We start from the raw sequence: 17,414 nt of genomic DNA on the forward strand, positions 1-17,414 counted from the left end.
CGGACATGCCGATCAGCCGAGCCCGCTCAGCCTCAGTCAGATGGATCTCCACTGCCGTCGGTCCTGAATGCGCCATGTCCGCCAGCATATGAACTTAACCGACGGATTTCAGGCGTATGACACTAGCTAGGGCGCCTGCGGCCCGGATCCGACCTCGGTGCCGCGGCGTCTGACCGCCGTGGCGTCGGCCGTGCGGCGGCCTCGCGTGCCCGGCACCCGTTCGATGAGGTCGTCGATCGTGCAGTCCAGGATGTCGATCAGGGCCATGAGCACGTGGAGGTTCAGGCGCACGGGCCGCTCGGCGACCAGTCGGTAGACCTGGCTGGGCGACAGTTCGAGCCCCCGTTCGGCCAGGAGCGGCCGCAGGTCCGTGGTGGCGTACAGGCCGCGGCTGGCCATGACTTTGCGCAGGTGCCATCGATAGTCAGACTTCTCGATCACATCGGGTCCTTGGCCCGTTCGCTGGTCCGGCAGAGGGTGTGTCATCGACCGGACGCCGTTCCGGTGGAGGCGCGTGGTGTCGGCACCGCTCTCGGTGGCGGCCTGGACGTACGACATGGCTTGCTCCGCTTCCGCCGGGGTGACGAACCGGCAGAAGACCGGTCGGATGGTCGGTACGCCCCAGTCTCCGATGTCCGAGGCCGCGAGACATCTGTCAAATGACAGCGGTCGGCGTCAGAGGTCGCCGGGAATGGCCTCGGGGTCGCGGCTGAACGCCTCCCGGGCGATCTCCACCCGGCTGCGTATCCCGAGCTTGGCGAGGATGCGTGAGATGTGCGTCTGTGTGGTGCGGCGAGTGAGGAACATGCTCTGTGCGATGTCGGACGTGGAGCGGCCGGCCGCCACCAGTAGGGCGATCTTGTGCTCGGTCGGGGTCAGGGCGTCCCAGCCGTGCGCCGCCCGCTTGACGCGGGCGCCGCGCACGCCGCGGCGGATCCCGTACCGGCGCAGGCGCGCCTCGGCCCTGCGGATGTCCCAGACCGCGCCGAACCCGCCGTAGACGTCGAGCGCTTCCCCCACGACCTCCTTGGACTCGGCCGTGTCCCCCTGCTCGGCGAGGGCGACGGCGAGGTCCTCCAACGCCCCCGCCAGCTCCACCGGTACGCCGACGGCGCGGTAGTGGTCCACCGCTGATCGCAACGGCGCCGGGTCGCCCTCGTACAGTCCTGTGCACCAGGCGGCGGCCGCCGTGGCCCGAGCCGGGACCTGCTCGGCGGCGGCCTCGGCCCGGCAGGCCTCCAGCGCGGCCGCGGCGGCCGTTCGATCGTCCACGGAGAGTGCCAGGCGGACGTACGTCGGCAGCCACTGGTGGATCAGCGTCATTTCGCCGGGCCGCCGGTCGAGAAGACCGCCGAGGTGCGACAGCGCGAGGTGCCGGTCCCCGTCCTGCTCGGCGGCGAGCGTCTGCGCGAACATCAGGAAGTCGGTGTTCTCCCGATCGGCGACCGTGACAGGTGGCCGGCGCAGCCCTGCCCGCAGATGCGCGTCGGCCTCGGCGCGCTCGTCCCGGCGGACGGCGATGAGGGCGGCCAAGCCGTGCCACAGCCACACGGGGCCACGCTCGCGCAGCCCCCGGTACGTTATCGCGGAGACGCTCTGGTCGACCGAGCCGAGCTCCGCCAGCGCGTCATCCCACCGGCCCCGCCAGTACATGAGGACCGCGGCGGTGATGCTGGACATGGCGTCATCGGCTCGATCGGCGTCGTGCAGGAACTGCCGCGCCTGACGAAGGGCCGCCTCGGCATCCGACCACCGGGCCAGGTTCTGCAGGTTGAAGATCCTGGCATGCAGCGCGTACGCCCGCAGGTCCGCGTGGTCGCCGGCGCTGTTCAGCGTCTCCAGCGCCCGGTCCACGAATTCCAGCGCGGACAGATGCCGCCGCTGTACGGAGTGGTTGAGCCACAGATCGGTGAGCGCGTACGCGATGGCGAACGTGTCCCCGGCGGTCTCCCCCATCTCCAATGCGCGGCGGGCGGTGGAGTCCGCGGCCTCCAGCGCGCCCGATCCCGCCCGCTGGAACATCGCCAGTGAGGCGAGCAGCCGGGCACGCCAGGCGGTGGGCAGATCGGGCTGCTCCAACGCCTCTTCGATGGTCGCGACGGCCGCGTGGTTGTGACCGCCACTGAACAGCGCGCGAGCCAGCGTCCAGTACATCCCCCCTCGGTCGGCAGGCTCCGTCGTCACCGCAAGAGCCTGCCGGGCGTGGGTCGCGGCCTCCTCGTGCTCCCCCGTGCCGACCAGGATGTGGGCGAGAGCCGCGCTCAAGGCGGCACGGTCAGGCTCGTCGGCGACCCCGTGGTCCAACTCCCGTCGCAGCAGCTCGGTCGCGAGGTGCGGAGCCCGGACCGCCAGTGTCGGCGCGGTGTCGGCGAGCCAGCGGCGAGACCAGCGGTCGCCGGCGAAGCCTGCCGCCAAGAGCTGTTGCGCCACCCGTTGAGGCTCGGCACCGCCGATGTCGTGCAGTTTCTGGGCCGCGTCCCGGTGCAGCGCGACGCGGAGCGCCGTCGGCATGCCGTCGTAGAGCGCCTGGCGGATGAGTGGATGCCGGAATCTCATCCGCTGACCGGCATCGACCAGGATCCCCGCCGCCATCGCCTCCTGGAGATCAGGGGAGACGTCGATGACGGACCGGCCCAGCAGTGCTGCCAGCTCGGTGACCGCGAACTCCCCGCCGAGCAGCGCGGCCACCCGCAGCATGTCGAGCGCGCCGGCCCGGACGAAGCTCAGCCGGTTGTCCAACGCCGCAGCCAACGACCTCGGGACGGTGCTCAACGAGGGCTCCCGCAGCTCGGCACGGGCGCCGACGGTCACCTCGCCTTCACGCACCAGGGACTCGACCAGCTCCCGCACGTACAGCGGATTGCCGCTCGCCTGGGCGGCAAGCCGGATCAGCGCAGGGCCCGGCTCCGCACCGGCGATGTCGGATACCAGGGCGTGGATCGCGTCCGGATCCAGCGGCCCCAGCGAGATCGTTCTCGTGCCTCGGCCGCGCAGCGCGGCGCGCAGCCGCCGCATGCCCGGCTCGCGAGGAACCGGCCGGAAGGGCAGGACCAGCAGCAACGGCAGCTGGACCGCGGTAGAGCCCAGGCGCCGGCACACGTCCAGAGAGCCTTCGTCGGCCCACTGCACATCGTCGAGCACCATCATGGTCGGCGAGCCCGCGCACACCTCGTCGACCAAGGTGATGAGCATCTCGGCGACCGTGGCGTGGACGGCGTTGCTCAGGAAGTCGTCGGGCCCCCCGGCTCGTGCGAAGCGCGCGATCTCGGCGCGGCGGGGATCGGACGTGCGCTGTGTGATCTCCAGGCAGTCGAACAGCAACCGCAGCGGAAGCGGGTGCGCGACCTGATCGGCGGCACTTGTCAGCACCGTGCAGCCGGACTCCTGACCGGCGGCGGCAGCAGCGGCGGCCAGCGACGACTTGCCGATGCCGGGCTCACCCTCGACCAGGACCACGCCGCCGGTGCCGGCTCGCAGCTGCGCGATGGCATCGCGCAGCACCGCCAGCTCCGGTTCGCGTCCGACCAGGTGTGCCGGGCGGTGGGAGGACGTCGTCGCGTTCCCCCGCCACATCGGCGGCATCGGGGATCCATGACTGGCCCCCTGCGCACTCGTCGTCATTTCCCCGATGTCCCCGCCGTTTGGCCCCGTGCGTCACATTCTCTCAACAGAGAAGGTGCTGGGGGACGAATTGACCAAAAGGGAAGTCGCTCCACGAGGCCGTGAGTTCGTTCATCAGCGTTTGTCGCATATTTCTGAGGGATCTGTCTACTACACGCTGTAGCATTACACGCTGTAGTAGCGGCAGCATGAGAAGGGGACGTGATGCGGCGCTCGGCGCAGGTCGTCGTCTCGGCCACAGTCTTCGTTGACCTGCTCGGCTTCACGCTGATCCTGCCCGCGCTGCCGTTCTACGCCGCCGGCCTCGGAGCCACCGGACTGTGGTTCGGGGCGTTGATGAGCGCCTACTCGGTGGCGCAGCTCGCCGCCGCTCCGGTGCTCGGCAGGTTGTCCGACCGGTACGGCCGGCGGCCCCTGGTGCTGCTCGCGCTCGCCGGGTCGGCGGTGTCGATGGCGCTCACCGGCCTGGCCGCCTCCCTGGCGTGGCTGCTGGTCTGCCGGCTGCTCGCCGGGGCGTGCGGCGGGAGCATCTCGGTGGCGCAGGCGTACCTGGCCGATGCGGTGCCCGAGGAGCGGCGTACCGGAGCGATGGCGCGGATGGGGGCCGCCATCGGGATGGCGTTCGTGATCGGGCCGGCACTCGGCGGCGCGCTGGCGCCGCTGGGGTTCGCGGCCTGCGCGTACGCGGCGGCGGGGCTGGCGGCGGTGAACCTCGCCGCCGCCCTCGCCTGGCTGCCCGAGCCGGATGGCCCTCGGACGGCGCCGGACCGTCGAGAGGCGTCCGGTCCCGGCCATGACGAGGGGATGCGCAGGCCGGTGGCGCTGCTGGCCGGCACCGGGTTCCTGGCGATGGCCGCCTTCGTCGGGATGGAGACCACGCTGGCGTTCCTCGGCCGCGATCGGTACGGCTGGGATGCCACCTCGATCGGCCTGGCGCTCGCGGCGGCCGGGCTGGCGATGGCCGCCGTTCAGGCGGGGCTGGTGGCGTGGCTGGCCCGTCGCTGGGGTGACGCGCGGGTCGCGGCGATCGGCGCGGTGACGATGGCCGCCTGCATGGTGGCGATCCCGCTGGCCGCGACCTGGTGGCAGTGCCTGGCCGCCGTCTGCGTGCTGGCCGCCGGGCACGGCCTGCTCACCCCGGCCGTCTCCAGCCTGCTGGCGTCCGCCGGACCGCCGGAGCAGCGTGGGGCGCGGCTGGGCACGGGGCAGTCCGCGGGGGCCGCGGCGAGGATCGTCGGACCGGCCGCGGCCGGGTTACTGTTCGACCTCGGGACGGCGCTACCGTACCTGGTCGGGGCGGCATCGGCGGCGCTGGCGGTCGCGGCCGTGCTCGCCGTACCCGCCCCGGAGCCCGCAGGACGTGAGGAGGGGGCGTGAACAGCCTCGGCGAGCTGGAACGCTCGATCATGGAAGTGCTGTGGAGCACCGACGCCTGGCTGACCGTGCGCGAGGTCGTCAACCGGCTCAGCGACCGGAACCTCGCCTACACCACGGTGATGACCGTCATGAACCGGCTCGTCCGCAAGGAGTTCATTCGCCGCGAACGCGACGACGACGGCCGCACCTGGCGCTACCGGCCCGCGGCCGGCCGGGAGGCGTACGTCGCGGAGCTGATGCTCTCGGCGCTCAGCGAGACCGGCGACCGCATCGCCGCGCTCAGCCACTTCGCCCGCTCGGTCAGCCCGGAAGAAGCCGAAGCGCTGCGCCAAGCCCTCCCCCACGGCGAGGAGCCGTTGTGACCTATGCCGCCCACCACGTGCTCACCCTCCTGGCGGCCGTCTCGTCCATGGCGGCCATGTCGCGCTCGCGGCTCACCTGGAGGACGCCCCGCACCTCGCTGCTGATCTGGCAGGCGGTCGGCCTGACCCTCGTCCTGTCGGTGATCGGCACGGCGCTCGCCATCGGCCTGGCGCCCTACCGGCTCGGCATCGTCCCCGCTGTCGTCAGCTTCGGGCACGACCTGGCACGCGGTGACCTGCCGACCGGGATCACCGCCTTCCATCTTCTCCTCACGGCCTGCGGCATCGCGGTGACCGTCTGGATCGTGGCCGTCTTCGCCCGCAGCGCGTGTTCCGTCGCGACCCTGCGGCGCCGGCAGCGGTCGCTGCTCGGCTTGATCGCCCATCCCCATCCCGAGCTCCAGGAAGCCCTGGTGGTGGCGCATCCGGCGGTGGCCGCGTACTGCGTGCCCGGGCGGAAGGCCGCGATCGTGATCAGCACCGGCAGTCTGGACCTGCTCACCGATCAGGAGCTGCGCGCGGTGCTGGCCCACGAACGCGCGCACGCCCACGAGCGCCACGACCTGGTGATCCTCCCGTTCGCCGCCCTGCATCGCGCCTTTCCCGCCAGCCGCCACGTCCGCGCCATGCTGGACGCGGTGGCACTGCTGGTCGAGATGCGCGCCGACGACCGCGCGGCCCGCGAGCACGACCGCCGGACCCTGGCGACGGCGCTCCACCGCTTCCGCACGTGCGACCGCATCGCCTCGCCTCCCGGCACGCTCGGCGGAGCCGGTCACGACCTCGACGCCCGCATCGCCCGCCTGACCATGCCATCTCGTACGCCATGGCCGATACGCGTCATGCTCCTGACCGTCGCCCTGACCGTGGCCAGCACCCCGCTCAGCCTCTTCCTCCTCCCCTTGTGACGCCTACAGCAGCACCGTGGCCAAGCCGAGGGCTGCGCAGACGGCCAGGACGCGGAGCATGGGCCACCGTAGAACGAACGTCATGACCAGGGCCGCGGCCGTGATCCCGAGGGCGATCGGGCTTACCGTCTGCGGCTCGGGCAGCTGGGCGCTGAACGGGCCCCAGGCCCAGGTGAAGGTCTTGGCGAAGAGCGTGTGCTCGGCGAAGTAGAGCGCCAGGTTGGCGATGACGCCGACGACCGCGGCGGTGATCCCGGTGAGCGCGGCGCTGATGGCCGTGTTGTGACGCAACCGCTCCACGTACGGGGCGCCGAGGAAGATGAACAGGAAGCAGGGCACGAAGGTCACCCACGTGGTCAGCAGCGCCCCTAGCAGCGCGCCGGCCCATGGGGTGAGGGCGCCGGGATCGCGGTAGGCGCCGAGGAAGGCGACGAACTGCACCACCATGATGAGCGGGCCTGGGGTGGTCTCGGCCAGGGCCAGCCCGCGGACCATCTCGCCCGGGGTGAGCCAGGCGTAGGTCTCCACGGCGCGCTGGGCGACGAAGGCGAGCACCGCGTACGCGCCGCCGAAGGTGACCAGCGCGGTGCCGGAGAAGAACAGTCCTTGGGTGGTGAAGACGCTGTCGGTGCCCAGGAACAAGGCGACGGCGGCCACTGGCACCCACCACGTGGCCAGCCCGACGGCGAGAATCTTCCCCGCGGAACGCCAGCTCGGCTGGGCGTGGTGGAGCGCGTCATCAGAGATCAGCGGCGCGGGCCCGCCATCGCCACCATGCTCGTTTCCGCTCTTGACGACGTGCGGAGCCAGCCTGTGCACGGTCCAGCCGACGAGCGCGGCAACGGCCACGACGACGGGGAACGGCACGCCGAACAGCGCGAGCGCAACGAAGGCGGCCACCGCGACGGCCACGAACACCGGGTGGATCAGAGACCGCTTGGCGACCCGGATGACCGCCTGCGCGACGATGGCCAGCACCGCCGGGGCGATCCCGGCGAACAGCGCGGTGACCGGCGTGGTGTCCTGCCACAGGATGTACACCGCCGACAGGACCAGCAACGCCAGCATGCCCGGCAGGACGAACAGCGTGCCCGCCACCAAACCGCCCCGAGTGCCGTTCAGCAGCCAGCCGACATAGATCGCCAACTGCTGCGCCTCAGGCCCGGGCAGCAGCATGCAGTAGTTCAGGGCATGGTTGAAGCGCTGCTGGCCGATCCACCGCTTCTCCTCTACGAGGGTGCGCTGCATGACGGCGATCTGCCCGGCGGGACCGCCGAAGGTCTGCAACGAGATCAGGAACCAGGCGCGCACGGCCTGCCGGAACGGGATCACATCTTGACGCACATCTGTGTTCACGGGCACCTCGTCATCAGGGGTCGAGCGGATGGCGTCCTGGGAAGCGTCCTGCGTCATGCCGGCTCACGACCCAGCAGCAGCGCACGCTTGTAGAACTCGTACAGGCCGTCGAAGACGGGCCCGGTGATCGCCAGAACGCCGGCGTCGTCGCACGTCATCGACAGCCCTCGCAGGACCATGTCCAGCCCACGCGCCTCGGGCGCGTCGAACCGCTCGTCGTCGATGTCGGCCTCGTGCACGATCTCGGCCAGCTTCCACAACACCGGATCGTCGAGACCGTAGCGCCGCAGGATGGTCTCGAAGCTGCAGTCGCCGCCGTGATGCGACAGCTCCGCCCCGCGCATGTCGAACGGGGTCGCGTCGGCGGGCGCCGAAACCGGGTCGTCGACGAACACGAACTCCGGCTCAGGATCGATATGGCGGCGGATCAACCAGGCGCATGCCGCCCGATCGATGTGCACTCCAGCGCGCGTGACCCACTTCATCCGGCACCCTCCGTCACCTGCGCCAGAACGCGCACGGCCTGCTGCGCGGCCTCCCGCTCGGCGGGCGGGAAGTAGTCGCGGCGGCCGATCCTGCGTAGTTCGGCCTGCAGTCTTTTCGCCACCCGGCTGCGCTCCCCGGGCCGGGCCCGCGCCGCTTCCTCCGCCTGGTCGACGACCGCGCGATACTCGGCCGCCCGCGCCCGCCGCATCTCCGCGGCGATGGCCTTCTCCTGCGACACGCTGCCGGGTACGGCCAGCCAGACGGTGGAGCTGCCGCCCATCTCGCCGATCTCCTCAGCGACCCACTCCAACTGCTCACGCGTCCGGGCATCGGCTGGCAACGCCACCAGCCCGTCGCCCAGCCGCGCCGCGCCGAGCCGGTCCAGCTTGCGCCAGATCGTGATCCGCAACGTCGACGGCTGGCGCGGGATGCGGTACGCCAACAGCACCCACTGCCCCGCCGTACCCGCCACCGGATCCATGGCACCCTCCTATCTGCAACCATGGTTACTGTAACCACCGTTGCCTGTAAAGTTCAAGGGTAAGCGCAGGCGGGAATTCCTCGAGTCGGCTTCTCGACCCCGCATTGCGCCTCGCACCTCGACGCGAGGAGGCCGGGCTGAGCTCCGATCCCGGCCCAGGACGGCGCACCGGCGGCCAGCGGTAGGGCCGCCAGGTTGCATCCGGCCGCCCAGGACGACTCTGAGGACATTCCGGGACTATGTGTCGTGGGAGGGGACGGTGACAGCCGCCAGGACGAGTGTTTCCAAGCTCATCCTCGTCGCGCTGAACAGTGCTGCGCCCGCGCCTCCGCGCCGGTAGGGCACGTACTTGAGTGCCTGCCCGTCTGGGACGCCTTCGGTCAGGCCGAGACACAGCCGGATGACTCCAGCCGCGGCGAGAAGAGCGGCAGGATGGTCGGCGACCTGCAGGATGAGCGCGGTGACGGTGCAGGCGAACAGGGCGGTTGTCACAGCGGCCGTGCCCGTCGGCGGGCGAGCCGCGCGGCGACAGGCGGGAGGACCAGTGCAGCCGGCCCCCGCCATGGGACAGCGGGCGCTGCTGCCCAGCGCACCTGTGCTCTGAGGGACCGCTCGCGGATGTACGAAATAGAAAATCGTGCCGATGGCCGGCACCGACCCAAGGCAGATCCACAGCGTCGAAGCGATCTTCACAGTCAGGGGCGGAGTTGGCAGAGGCGTCCAGTTCGCGATCGCGTCCTGGCCGAGAGGGTCACGACCACGGACGTGGCGTATCCCGGCTGTTGGGCCGAGGCGGTTCGTGACCCTCCTCGGACGGCGTGGACCCGTGCTCGCTCGTCATCTTCACACAACCTTCCACATCGCCGACGGGACCGGTCCCGGAAGGACGTGGATGGCTGCGGTTCGGGAACACTCAAGCGTGCGCCTGGCTCGATCAGTGCCGGCCTCACGCCTGTTGCTCGGCCGCCATCGGTGCGCGCCTCCCCACGGTCTCGGTCATCCGGGACAGAGGGAGCAGGCCGAGCAGGCAGATCGCGGCGAGCACGGTGTAGTGCACGGTGAACCCGTACTGATCGATGATCCAACCCGACACCGCCGCCGCGAGCACGCCGGACACCCCCAGAGCGATCCCGATCATGATGCCCATCGCCGTGCCGGCCGCCCTCGGCACGGAGTCGATGAGCAACGCGTACGTGACGGGGAACGGCGCATTACGGAAGAGTCCCCACGCGAGCAGGATGATCCACGCGGTCGCCACGCTGGTGATGAAGATCATGGCCAGCAGGGTCAGAGCCCACCCGATCACCAGGAAGCGGATGGCGAACTTGCGGCCGGCGTGATCCGACCACATGCCCCAGACCACCTGCCCGAGCCACCCCGTCAGCCCGGAGACCCCCGACAGGAAGGCGGCCTCGGCGAACCCCATGCCGTGCTGGGTGAGCTGCACCGCCAGGAACGTCACCGCACCCGCCTCGGCCCACAGGAACAGGAAGATCAATACAACCGACCACCGCACGTTGGCGTTGCTCAGCGCCTGCTTGACCGGGGAGAGCATGCCGCCGGGCAGCCGGGTGGACAGCTCGGGCAGCGGGCGGGTGAGGCCGCTGCGGTCGATCCAGTCGTACACCTTCTCCTGGTTGCGCCTGGTGCCGAGGAGCGCCTGCGCCACGATGATCGGGATCCCCAGGAGCGGGATGAGCAGGAAGGCCTCACGCCAGCCGGCGAACCCGAGCACGGCGGCGATGAGGGCGCCGGTGAGGAACTGGCCGAGCGGGAATCCGGTGTGGTGCACGCCGACGGCGAAGCCGCGGTGCTCCTTGGGCCACCACTCGCTCACCAGCGCCACGTTGACCGGCTCGGAGCCGCCCCGGCTGATCCCCATCGGGATCCGCAGCAGCAGGAACGCCACGAAGCTGCCGGCCAGTCCGAACGTCAGGGCGCCGCCCAGGATGGCGAGCAGCATCGCGATGTTCCACGTCCACGTCCGCCGGTAGCCGGTGCCGATCCGGTCGGAGACCCAGCCGAACAGCAGGGCGCCGACGATCAGGCCGCCGAAGAACACCGAGTTGACCAGCCCCGCCTGCGTGGAGTTAAGTTCGAACTCCTCCTGGATGGCGGGGAGGACAGCGGGCAGGATGCCGCCGTCCACGGCGGTCATCAGGATCGCGCCGGTGGTCACCGCGAGCGTCGCCCACGACAGCGGATGCCCGCGCGGTATCCATGATCTTGATGTCGGCGCCGGCATTTCAGGCAAGACGACCTCGCTGAGTGTCGGACCGGAGTGGCCGCGCCGACATCCGTTCGCACGACAACCCTGCGCCGGCGGGGGCTCGTCCGGTGCTCGCGGTTGATCTTTCGTGCTGCCATTGTTTATGGCGATTTGTCCAAGGTCAACAGCCGGTGGAGGTGCTCAGTTTCCTGGTGCCGCTGTTCGTACCCGAGAACGTCTTCACCGCACTGTGCGGCCGACCATCCACGCCTCTTCTGCCGGGGTCTCGGCCGCCAACCCAACGGAAGCCGAGGCCGTGAGGTAGAGCTCCCCGTAGGGGGCCGGCTGGTTCGCGGGAGGGCGAGCGCATCACGGCCAGGTCGGGGGTGGCTGCTGTGGAACTTCGCCGAAGATCATGCGGTGCCCGCGGGCAGTGTCCACGTATTCGCGGGCCCGGTGGATCAGCCCGTCCCGCAGCTCGAAGACGAAGCAGTAGTCGTTGGTGTAGTGGTTGCCGTTGGCGAGCGTCGCCGTCATGGTCGCCTCCGCCGTCACCCGCTCGCCGTCGGTGTGGGACCCGTGGAAGGTGACGCTGACGTCGCGTACGAACAGGCGCGGGAAGTCCTCGGCGAAGAAGCGTACGATCGCCTCCCTGCCCACCATGTGGTTGGTCACCTCGAGCGCGACGGCAGTGGCGTTCCCCGGGGGCGACAGCCATTCGGCGTCCTCGGTGAGCACCGCGGAGATCCGATCGGGGTCGCTGCCGGCGAACGCCCGGAAGGCGTTCTGGATGATGCTGTGGCTCATGACCCCACTGTCACCGTCACTGCGCGCCGGTGTCTTGGACAAATGTTTTGCCATCCCCGCCTTGGCACGGGGCCGTGCAAATGTGGCCTGGTTGGAACATGAAAGCGGCTCAGCAGTAAGACCGTTCGCTACTTGGCGTGTTCGCATGTCACACGCACAGTGAAAATGACATCCCATCACAGGAGTTGCCGATGCAGACCCCCCTCCAACTGCCGGCCCCGAACGAGCGAACATCCCAGACGATCCGCCGCTATCGCGACGAGATCGGCCCGGTCGTGCGAGTCGAATTGCCGGGCAACGTGCCCGTCTGGCTGGTGACCTCGTACGACATGGTCAACGAGGTCCTCACGAATGACGGCACCGTCTACAGCAAGGACCCCAAGAACTTCACCGCCCTGCACGACGGCAGCATTCCCCCCGACTGGCCGCTGCGCCAGCTCTTCGAGGGCGATCACCTCCTGACCAAGGACGGCGCCGACCATCGTCGGCTGAGAAGTCTCATCAACCACGCCTTCACACCGGGCCGTGTGCGGGGGCTGGCCCCGCGCATCCAGGAGATGGCGGACACGTTGCTCGACCGGATGGCCGCCGAAGGCGGCGTGGTTGACCTCGTGCGCTCCTTCAACGCGCCGCTGCCGCTCACGGTGATCTGCGAACTGTTCGGCGTTCCCGAGGACGAGCGGCCCCAGATCCGCGAATGGGGCAACGTGCTGCTGTCGCACACCGCCACTCCGGAGGAGTCCATCGCCGCACACAACGGGATACTCGGCTACCTGGCCGCCTTCATCGAGCGCAAGCGCCGCCAACCGGGCGACGACCTCACCACCGGGCTCATCCGCGCGCAAGAGGACGACGGCGACCGCCTCTCCGTGGAAGAGATGATGTGGATCTTGTGGCAGATGCTGATCGCAGGCCACGAGACCACCGTGCACCTGATCGGCAACGCCGTCATCGCCCTGTGCTCGGACCCGAAGCAGCTCGCGCTGGCGGGTACGGAGATCGCCTGGGAGCAGGTGGTCGAGGAGACGCTGCGCAGCCGCACCTCGGTGGTCGGCATCATGTTGCGCTACCCGCGGCACGACGTGCGGCTCGCCGGGGTGACGATTCCGGCCGGCGAGGCCATCATGGTCGGCCTCGCCGGCGCGGGCACGGATCCGGCCAGGTTCGGCCGGGACGCCGAGCGGTTCGACGTCACGCGGGAGCCGGACATGCATCTGGCGCTCGGCCGCGGTCCGCACTTCTGCCTCGGCGCGCCGCTGGCCAGGCTCGAGATGCGCATCGCGCTGGCCTCGTTGTTCGGCAGGTTCCCCGAGTTGCGCCTGGCGGTCGAGGCGGACGAGATCGTCTACAACTCCTCGATCATCACCGAGGGGCCGGTCAGGCTGCCGGTGGTTCTCGGTCCCGCCCGGGACGTGTCCGGCGGGACCTCGTGCAGATCAGAGCCGGCCCACGACTTCACGTAGGTAGGCGGAGTGACGCGACGGGCGGCGGCGAGCAGCGTCTCCCGCCGCTCGCGCCCCCGCCTGATGTCCGCATCCGGGGAGCGGTTCCGAGAGGCCGGCTCAGCTGCAGCGCGCGACGCGGGTCACGGAGTACGGCTTGTAGACGGCGGCGTAGAACTTCTTCTTGCCCTTGGTGTTGGCGTTGACCGTCATGCAACGGTATTTGGCGGCCTTGTCGCCGACCGAGCCCTTCCTCACGAACGTGATCTTCACACTGACCTTGTGGTTGCAATGGTTGTTGAAGTAGATGGTCGCGGTCGTGGTGCCCTCGCCCCACGAGTAGTTGGCCCACCTGTTCCTGGGCTTGGAGCACCTGACGCTGTCGCGCTCGACCCCGGCCTGGGCCGACGCGGCGGCTGCCTTCACCTGTACGGTGCCGGCCTGTGCGGAGGCCGCCGTTGCAGGGGTCAGCAGCATCGCCGCCGCAGCAGCGGAGCCGAGCAGGACGGATGTGAGCTTCTTACGGGTCATGCTTCAACCTCACGAGGGTAAACGGATCTTTACCGAAGGTCACCATACCGGTCATCCGAATAATGGGTAAAGTTTCGACCTGTCCGCTGGTTAACCAGCTGGTCAACCGTCGCTGGGTGCCGGGACGTCCTCGTCCACGTCGACGGGCTGCGGTCGCGATGCTCAGTGAAAGTGAGCGAATGCCCCGGTACGGCGGCCGGCCAGGAGTGCTCTTCGTGTTCGCGATGCAGGGCACGATCGGGCCGCTGGTGTGGCTGCTGCTGGCAGAGATCTTCCCGCTCAAGATCCGTAGTTTCGCCGTGGGAGTGTGCGTCTTCGGCCTCTGGATGGCCAACGCCGGTGTGGCGTTCGGGTTCCCGCCCGTCGTGCAGGCGCTGGGCATTGCGCCGACGTTCTTCATCTTCGCCGGCCTCGGCGTGCTCGCTCGGGTCTTCATCCACTCGGTGGTCCCCGAGACCCGCGGCGTCACCCTGGAAAAGTTCGAGGACTCCATCAAGCACGGGCGGAAAGCGTCAGTCAGGGCCTGCTGCTCGACGCGCCCATCCCTGTCCTCGCGGCTCAAGGTCGACAAGGGATCGAGCTGATCAGCCGGCTGGCGCCGTACCGGAAGAAGCCGCCGTCTCAACCGACCAGCGACAAGGCCCATTCGGCAGCGCGCAGACCCCGGGTCGTCCAGCTGCGCGGGGCGAAGCCGAAGCTTCCCCGCACCTCCCACTCGATGTCGACGATCCAGGAGCCACGGCTCGCCGCGACCCGTCCCGTCGTGATCGGCTTGTACAGGAGTGCGGTCGGCCGCTTGGCGCGTACGTTGGACACGACCTGGACACCGGACCAGCCGCCGTAGCGGAAAGGCGCGACGCCCACCTCTCCGTGCATGACGGCGCCCAGCTCCTCGACAGGTGGGCCGGCGCAGCTCTGAGCGGTTCGCGTGGCGGCATCGATCAGGTCACGCGCGGTCGCCGGGGTGGGGGCCCGGATGAAACGGATGTCCAGCGGCGGGTCGGTGGCGAGCCGGGCGACGTGGACCGGCAAACCGCGAGGCTCGGCGGGCGGATTCGGCCGGCCCGTGCACAGCTCGAAGATGCTGTACGCCCTGTGGGGCCGCGACGTGTCGTCCGACTCGTAGGCGTGCAGGCGATCGGCGAGCTCCTCTATCGAGTGCACGGGTGCCACGCGGATGGGCTGCAACGTGGCGACGGCGGAATCGGCGCTCCCGCCGGCAGCACCGATGAGTACGACCGCCGTAGCAACCAGGACGAGTCTGCCCATATCTGCTCCAACGGCTGAGACGGCCGAAGGTTTCAGCTCCTCGGCGAGCCGAGGCGCGTACGAAATGACGTAGGGCGGCGGAAACCTGCGAGGATCGCGCCGTGCCGATCTTCCGTATCGTCCTGGTCACGCTCGCGGCGCTGACCGCCGTCGTCCTCTCCTTCCCCCGGTCCGTGCCGAACGGGATCGGTCACCTCGGCAGTCTGGCCGAGACGTTCCTGCCGTGGCTCGCGCTGGTCGTCCCGGTGCTGCTCGGCCTGGCCTGGTGGCGGCGCTCGGCGCTGGGCGCGCTGGCCGCGCTGGTGCCGGCCGCCGCCTGGTTCGCCCAGTTCGGCGGGCACCTGTTGCCGCGCGGGGACCAGCCGCATCGCCTGGTCGCGGTGCAGCACAACGTCAGCGACGAGAACACCGACCCGGCCGGCACCGCGCGCACGCTGATCGCCGCCCGGCCGGACGTGATCGGCCTGGAGGAGCTCGTGCCGGCGGCGCTGCCGGCCTGGGACGCCGCGCTGAGCGCCGAGTACCCGTATCGGACGGTGCACGGCACGGTCGGGCTCTGGTCCCGCTATCCCCTCGCCGAGGCGGCCCCGGTGGACATCCGCCCGCACGACGTCGGCCTGGACTGGAACCGCGGGGTGCGCGCGGTCGCCCGCACCCCGCACGGCGACATCGCGCTCTACGTCGCTCACCTGCCCTCGGTGCGGTTCGGTCTGGGAGGATTCGATTCCGTGCGCCGGGACGAGAGTGCCCATCGGCTCGGCGCGGTGCTGGCCGCCGAGCCGGTCGACCGCGTCCTTCTGCTCGGCGACCTCAACAGCACCGTCGACGACCGGGGGCTGCACCCGGTGGTCTCGCTGATGGCGGCGCCACCTCGCGATTTCGCCTTCAGCTGGCCGGCCCGCGCCCCACTGGCGCGCATCGACCAGATCCTGACCCGCGCGATGACGGTGACCGAGATCCGATCGCTTCCCAGGACAGGCAGCGATCACCTACCGATCGCCGCCCACATCAGCCTCTGATCCCGGACGCGACCGCCCGGCAGGCGGCCCCCGCTCTCGCGTCGGGCGCAGCGCTCCGCCGTCTGACAACGATCATCCAGCTCTCCTGACCAGATCTGGAAAGAATCACTTCCGCGCGGCGCCGGAATGGCTTATACCCGTGATTACGCGATGATCGGAGGTCCCCCATGCGGCTGCTCGGCCGTCTCTCCCTGGTGTTCACCGCCGCCGCGGCCTGGTTGCCGGCGGCCGGGTCCGCGGAGGCCGCCGTGGCCCCGACGGCCGTGATCCGCGCCGACTTCCCGGACCCTGACGTCATCCACGTCGGCTCCACCTTCTACGCCTATTCCACCAGCAGTCGGGCCGGGCGCATCCCGGTAGCCAGCGCGCCGTCCGCCACCGGCCCGTGGACCGTACGCGGGGACGCGCTGCCCGCCAAGCCGTCCTGGGCGGGCGACGGCGGCTTCTGGGCGCCCGACGTCTCGCGCCTTCCCGACGGCCGCTATTTGATGTACTTCACCGCCCCCAGCACCGCGACCGGACGGATGTGCATCGGCGCCGCGACCTCTGCGAACCCGCTCGGCCCCTTCCAGCCGGTCGGCAACGGGCCGCTCGTCTGCGACGCGAGCGAGGGCGGCGACATCGACCCGTCCAGCTTCGTCGACACCGACGGCAAGAGGTACCTGGTCTACAAGAACGACGGCAACGCCGTCGGCCGGCCCACCGTCCTGTGGCTGCAGCAGGTCGGCGCGGACGGCGTCACCTTCGTCGGCGGCCGCACCGAGCTCATCCGCAACGACCGGCCGGAGGAGGCCGGGGTCATCGAGGCTCCGGTGCTGGTCAAGCGGCCCTCCCAGTACGTGCTCTTCTACTCGGGCGGCTCCTACACAGGCAACGGCTACTTCACCGGCTACGCCGTGTCCCCGTCGCTCACCGGGCCCTACACCAAGGCGTACCGGCCGTTGATGACGACCGCCACCTTCGACGGCGCGGTCCAGGGCCCCGGCGGGACCGACGTGCTCGGCGACCGGGTCTTCTTCCACGGCTGGGTGAACGACGCGCGCCACATGTACACCGCGGAGCTGGGCTGGGCGAACGACTACCCGGTCGTCCGCGGCAGCCGGGTGCGCTACGAGGCCGAGCGCGGCACGCTCAACCATGCCGAGGTCCGCACCGGCGCGGCGGGCGCGTCACAGGGCGCCGTCGTCGCCAAGATCGACCATGCGGACAGCTGGGTCGACGTACGGGTGTACGCGCCGGTCAGCGGGGCCTACACGGCGTACGTGGCCTACGCCGCCGGGTACGGCGACGCGCAGCACCTGGTGACGGTGAACGGGTCGGCGCAGTTCACGCTGAGCTACCCCAACCGCGGCTGGGACAACTGGACACAGGTGCCGGCCCAGCTCACGCTCGCCGCCGGCTGGAACACCCTGCGTTTCCAGCACCAGACGCGCTGGGCCGAATTGGACTACATCGAGATCGCCTGATCCGGAGGCCGACGCCATAGGGGAGCCTCGCCTTTGGCTGTGCGCAGGACAACACGACTGCTCGTCACATGATGAACATA

17 protein-coding genes are annotated in these 17,414 nt (G+C 70.1%); 7 read left to right on the forward strand and 10 right to left on the reverse strand.

The genetic code is table 11. The annotated features are described in order from the left end of the window. Positions 1 to 126: 126 nt before the first annotated feature. Positions 127 to 441 (reverse strand): helix-turn-helix domain-containing protein, encoded by a 315-nt coding sequence (locus ID574_RS54070; RefSeq protein ID WP_223168063.1) that lies wholly within the window; start codon positions 439 to 441, stop codon positions 127 to 129. 234 nt (positions 442 to 675) lie between these two features. Beyond that, positions 676 to 3,582 carry an ATP-binding protein gene (locus ID574_RS54075; RefSeq protein WP_188196905.1) on the reverse strand — a complete coding sequence of 969 codons (2,907 nt, stop codon included), beginning with the start codon at positions 3,580 to 3,582 and terminating at the stop codon, positions 676 to 678. 243 nt (positions 3,583 to 3,825) lie between these two features. On the opposite strand from ID574_RS54075, the gene ID574_RS54080 reads away from it, so the two are divergent. The 3 genes from ID574_RS54080 to ID574_RS54090 are packed head-to-tail and all read left to right on the forward strand — an operon-like array spanning position 3,826 to position 6,268. Beyond that, positions 3,826 to 4,998: an MFS transporter gene (locus ID574_RS54080; protein ID WP_188196906.1), complete on the forward strand. Its 1,173-nt coding sequence runs from the start codon at positions 3,826 to 3,828 to the stop codon at positions 4,996 to 4,998. Next, complete coding sequence (locus tag ID574_RS54085) at positions 4,995 to 5,360, forward strand: BlaI/MecI/CopY family transcriptional regulator (RefSeq protein ID WP_188196907.1); 366 nt, start codon at positions 4,995 to 4,997, stop codon at positions 5,358 to 5,360. The genes ID574_RS54080 and ID574_RS54085 overlap by 4 nt, the downstream gene beginning before the upstream one ends. Further along, a complete protein-coding gene (locus ID574_RS54090) occupies positions 5,357 to 6,268 on the forward strand; it encodes a M56 family metallopeptidase (protein ID WP_223168064.1) in 912 nt (303 codons plus the stop codon). Before ID574_RS54085 ends, ID574_RS54090 begins: the two co-directional genes overlap by 4 nt. A 3-nt stretch (positions 6,269 to 6,271) precedes the next feature. Here ID574_RS54090 and chrA read toward each other — a convergent pair whose 3' ends face one another. The 6 genes from chrA to ID574_RS54120 form a co-directional block, all read right to left on the reverse strand. Beyond that, entirely contained in the window at positions 6,272 to 7,681 is a 1,410-nt protein-coding gene (chrA, locus tag ID574_RS54095) for a chromate efflux transporter (protein ID WP_188196908.1), read from the reverse strand. Continuing rightward, entirely contained in the window at positions 7,678 to 8,109 is a 432-nt protein-coding gene (locus ID574_RS54100) for a chromate resistance protein ChrB domain-containing protein (protein ID WP_188196909.1), read from the reverse strand. Before ID574_RS54100 ends, chrA begins: the two co-directional genes overlap by 4 nt. Next, on the reverse strand, positions 8,106 to 8,591 hold the full coding sequence (locus ID574_RS54105; protein WP_188196910.1) for a Chromate resistance protein ChrB: 486 nt from the start codon (positions 8,589 to 8,591) through the stop codon (positions 8,106 to 8,108). Before ID574_RS54105 ends, ID574_RS54100 begins: the two co-directional genes overlap by 4 nt. A 237-nt stretch (positions 8,592 to 8,828) precedes the next feature. Further along, complete coding sequence (locus ID574_RS54110) at positions 8,829 to 9,083, reverse strand: hypothetical protein (protein WP_223168065.1); 255 nt, start codon at positions 9,081 to 9,083, stop codon at positions 8,829 to 8,831. Positions 9,084 to 9,537: 454 nt separating this feature from the next. After that, entirely contained in the window at positions 9,538 to 10,836 is a 1,299-nt protein-coding gene (locus tag ID574_RS54115; RefSeq protein WP_223168078.1) for an MFS transporter, read from the reverse strand. A gap of 333 nt (positions 10,837 to 11,169) precedes the next feature. Further along, the gene (locus ID574_RS54120; RefSeq protein WP_188196912.1) at positions 11,170 to 11,607 is read right to left on the reverse strand and encodes a nuclear transport factor 2 family protein; all 438 of its coding nucleotides are present in this window, start codon (positions 11,605 to 11,607) and stop codon (positions 11,170 to 11,172) included. 191 nt (positions 11,608 to 11,798) lie between these two features. Here ID574_RS54120 and ID574_RS54125 point away from each other — a divergent pair, with 191 nt between their 5' ends. Continuing rightward, on the forward strand, positions 11,799 to 13,070 hold the full coding sequence (locus tag ID574_RS54125) for a cytochrome P450 family protein (protein ID WP_188196913.1): 1,272 nt from the start codon (positions 11,799 to 11,801) through the stop codon (positions 13,068 to 13,070). A 99-nt stretch (positions 13,071 to 13,169) separates the two neighbouring features. On the opposite strand, the gene ID574_RS54130 is transcribed toward ID574_RS54125, so the two are convergent. Next, on the reverse strand, positions 13,170 to 13,580 hold the full coding sequence (locus ID574_RS54130) for a hypothetical protein (RefSeq protein WP_188196914.1): 411 nt from the start codon (positions 13,578 to 13,580) through the stop codon (positions 13,170 to 13,172). Positions 13,581 to 13,759: 179 nt separating this feature from the next. Here ID574_RS54130 and ID574_RS54135 point away from each other — a divergent pair, with 179 nt between their 5' ends. Continuing rightward, positions 13,760 to 14,164 (forward strand): MFS transporter, encoded by a 405-nt coding sequence (locus ID574_RS54135; RefSeq protein ID WP_223168066.1) that lies wholly within the window; start codon positions 13,760 to 13,762, stop codon positions 14,162 to 14,164. Between the two features lie 37 nt (positions 14,165 to 14,201). On the opposite strand, the gene ID574_RS54140 is transcribed toward ID574_RS54135, so the two are convergent. Next, on the reverse strand, positions 14,202 to 14,849 hold the full coding sequence (locus ID574_RS54140; RefSeq protein WP_188196915.1) for a hypothetical protein: 648 nt from the start codon (positions 14,847 to 14,849) through the stop codon (positions 14,202 to 14,204). Between the two features lie 101 nt (positions 14,850 to 14,950). Here ID574_RS54140 and ID574_RS54145 point away from each other — a divergent pair, with 101 nt between their 5' ends. Then, positions 14,951 to 15,868 carry an endonuclease/exonuclease/phosphatase family protein gene (locus tag ID574_RS54145; RefSeq protein ID WP_188196916.1) on the forward strand — a complete coding sequence of 306 codons (918 nt, stop codon included), beginning with the start codon at positions 14,951 to 14,953 and terminating at the stop codon, positions 15,866 to 15,868. A 167-nt stretch (positions 15,869 to 16,035) separates the two neighbouring features. Then, complete coding sequence (locus ID574_RS54150; RefSeq protein WP_188196917.1) at positions 16,036 to 17,334, forward strand: family 43 glycosylhydrolase; 1,299 nt, start codon at positions 16,036 to 16,038, stop codon at positions 17,332 to 17,334. Positions 17,335 to 17,414: the final 80 nt, after the last annotated feature.

This window comes from Nonomuraea sp. SYSU D8015, from assembly GCF_008065375.1.
In the GTDB taxonomy this organism is placed as follows: Bacteria; Actinomycetota; Actinomycetes; order Streptosporangiales; family Streptosporangiaceae; genus Nonomuraea.

Bases quoted from the DNA above. Each gene is read 5' to 3' on its own strand.
- ID574_RS54115 (WP_223168078.1), bottom strand. From the start codon at position 10,836: ATGCCGGCGCCGACATCAAGATCATGGATACCGCGCGGGCATCCGCTG.
- chrA (WP_188196908.1), bottom strand. From the start codon at position 7,681: ATGACGCAGGACGCTTCCCAGGACGCCATCCGCTCGACCCCTGATGAC.
- ID574_RS54120 (WP_188196912.1), bottom strand. From the start codon at position 11,607: ATGAGCCACAGCATCATCCAGAACGCCTTCCGGGCGTTCGCCGGCAGC.
- ID574_RS54150 (WP_188196917.1), top strand. From the start codon at position 16,036: ATGCGGCTGCTCGGCCGTCTCTCCCTGGTGTTCACCGCCGCCGCGGCC.
- ID574_RS54100 (WP_188196909.1), bottom strand. From the start codon at position 8,109: ATGAAGTGGGTCACGCGCGCTGGAGTGCACATCGATCGGGCGGCATGC.
- ID574_RS54080 (WP_188196906.1), top strand. From the start codon at position 3,826: ATGCGGCGCTCGGCGCAGGTCGTCGTCTCGGCCACAGTCTTCGTTGAC.
- ID574_RS54125 (WP_188196913.1), top strand. From the start codon at position 11,799: ATGCAGACCCCCCTCCAACTGCCGGCCCCGAACGAGCGAACATCCCAG.
- ID574_RS54075 (WP_188196905.1), bottom strand. From the start codon at position 3,582: ATGCCGCCGATGTGGCGGGGGAACGCGACGACGTCCTCCCACCGCCCG.
- ID574_RS54135 (WP_223168066.1), top strand. From the start codon at position 13,760: ATGCCCCGGTACGGCGGCCGGCCAGGAGTGCTCTTCGTGTTCGCGATG.
- ID574_RS54130 (WP_188196914.1), bottom strand. From the start codon at position 13,580: ATGACCCGTAAGAAGCTCACATCCGTCCTGCTCGGCTCCGCTGCTGCG.
- ID574_RS54140 (WP_188196915.1), bottom strand. From the start codon at position 14,849: ATGGGCAGACTCGTCCTGGTTGCTACGGCGGTCGTACTCATCGGTGCT.
- ID574_RS54105 (WP_188196910.1), bottom strand. From the start codon at position 8,591: ATGGATCCGGTGGCGGGTACGGCGGGGCAGTGGGTGCTGTTGGCGTAC.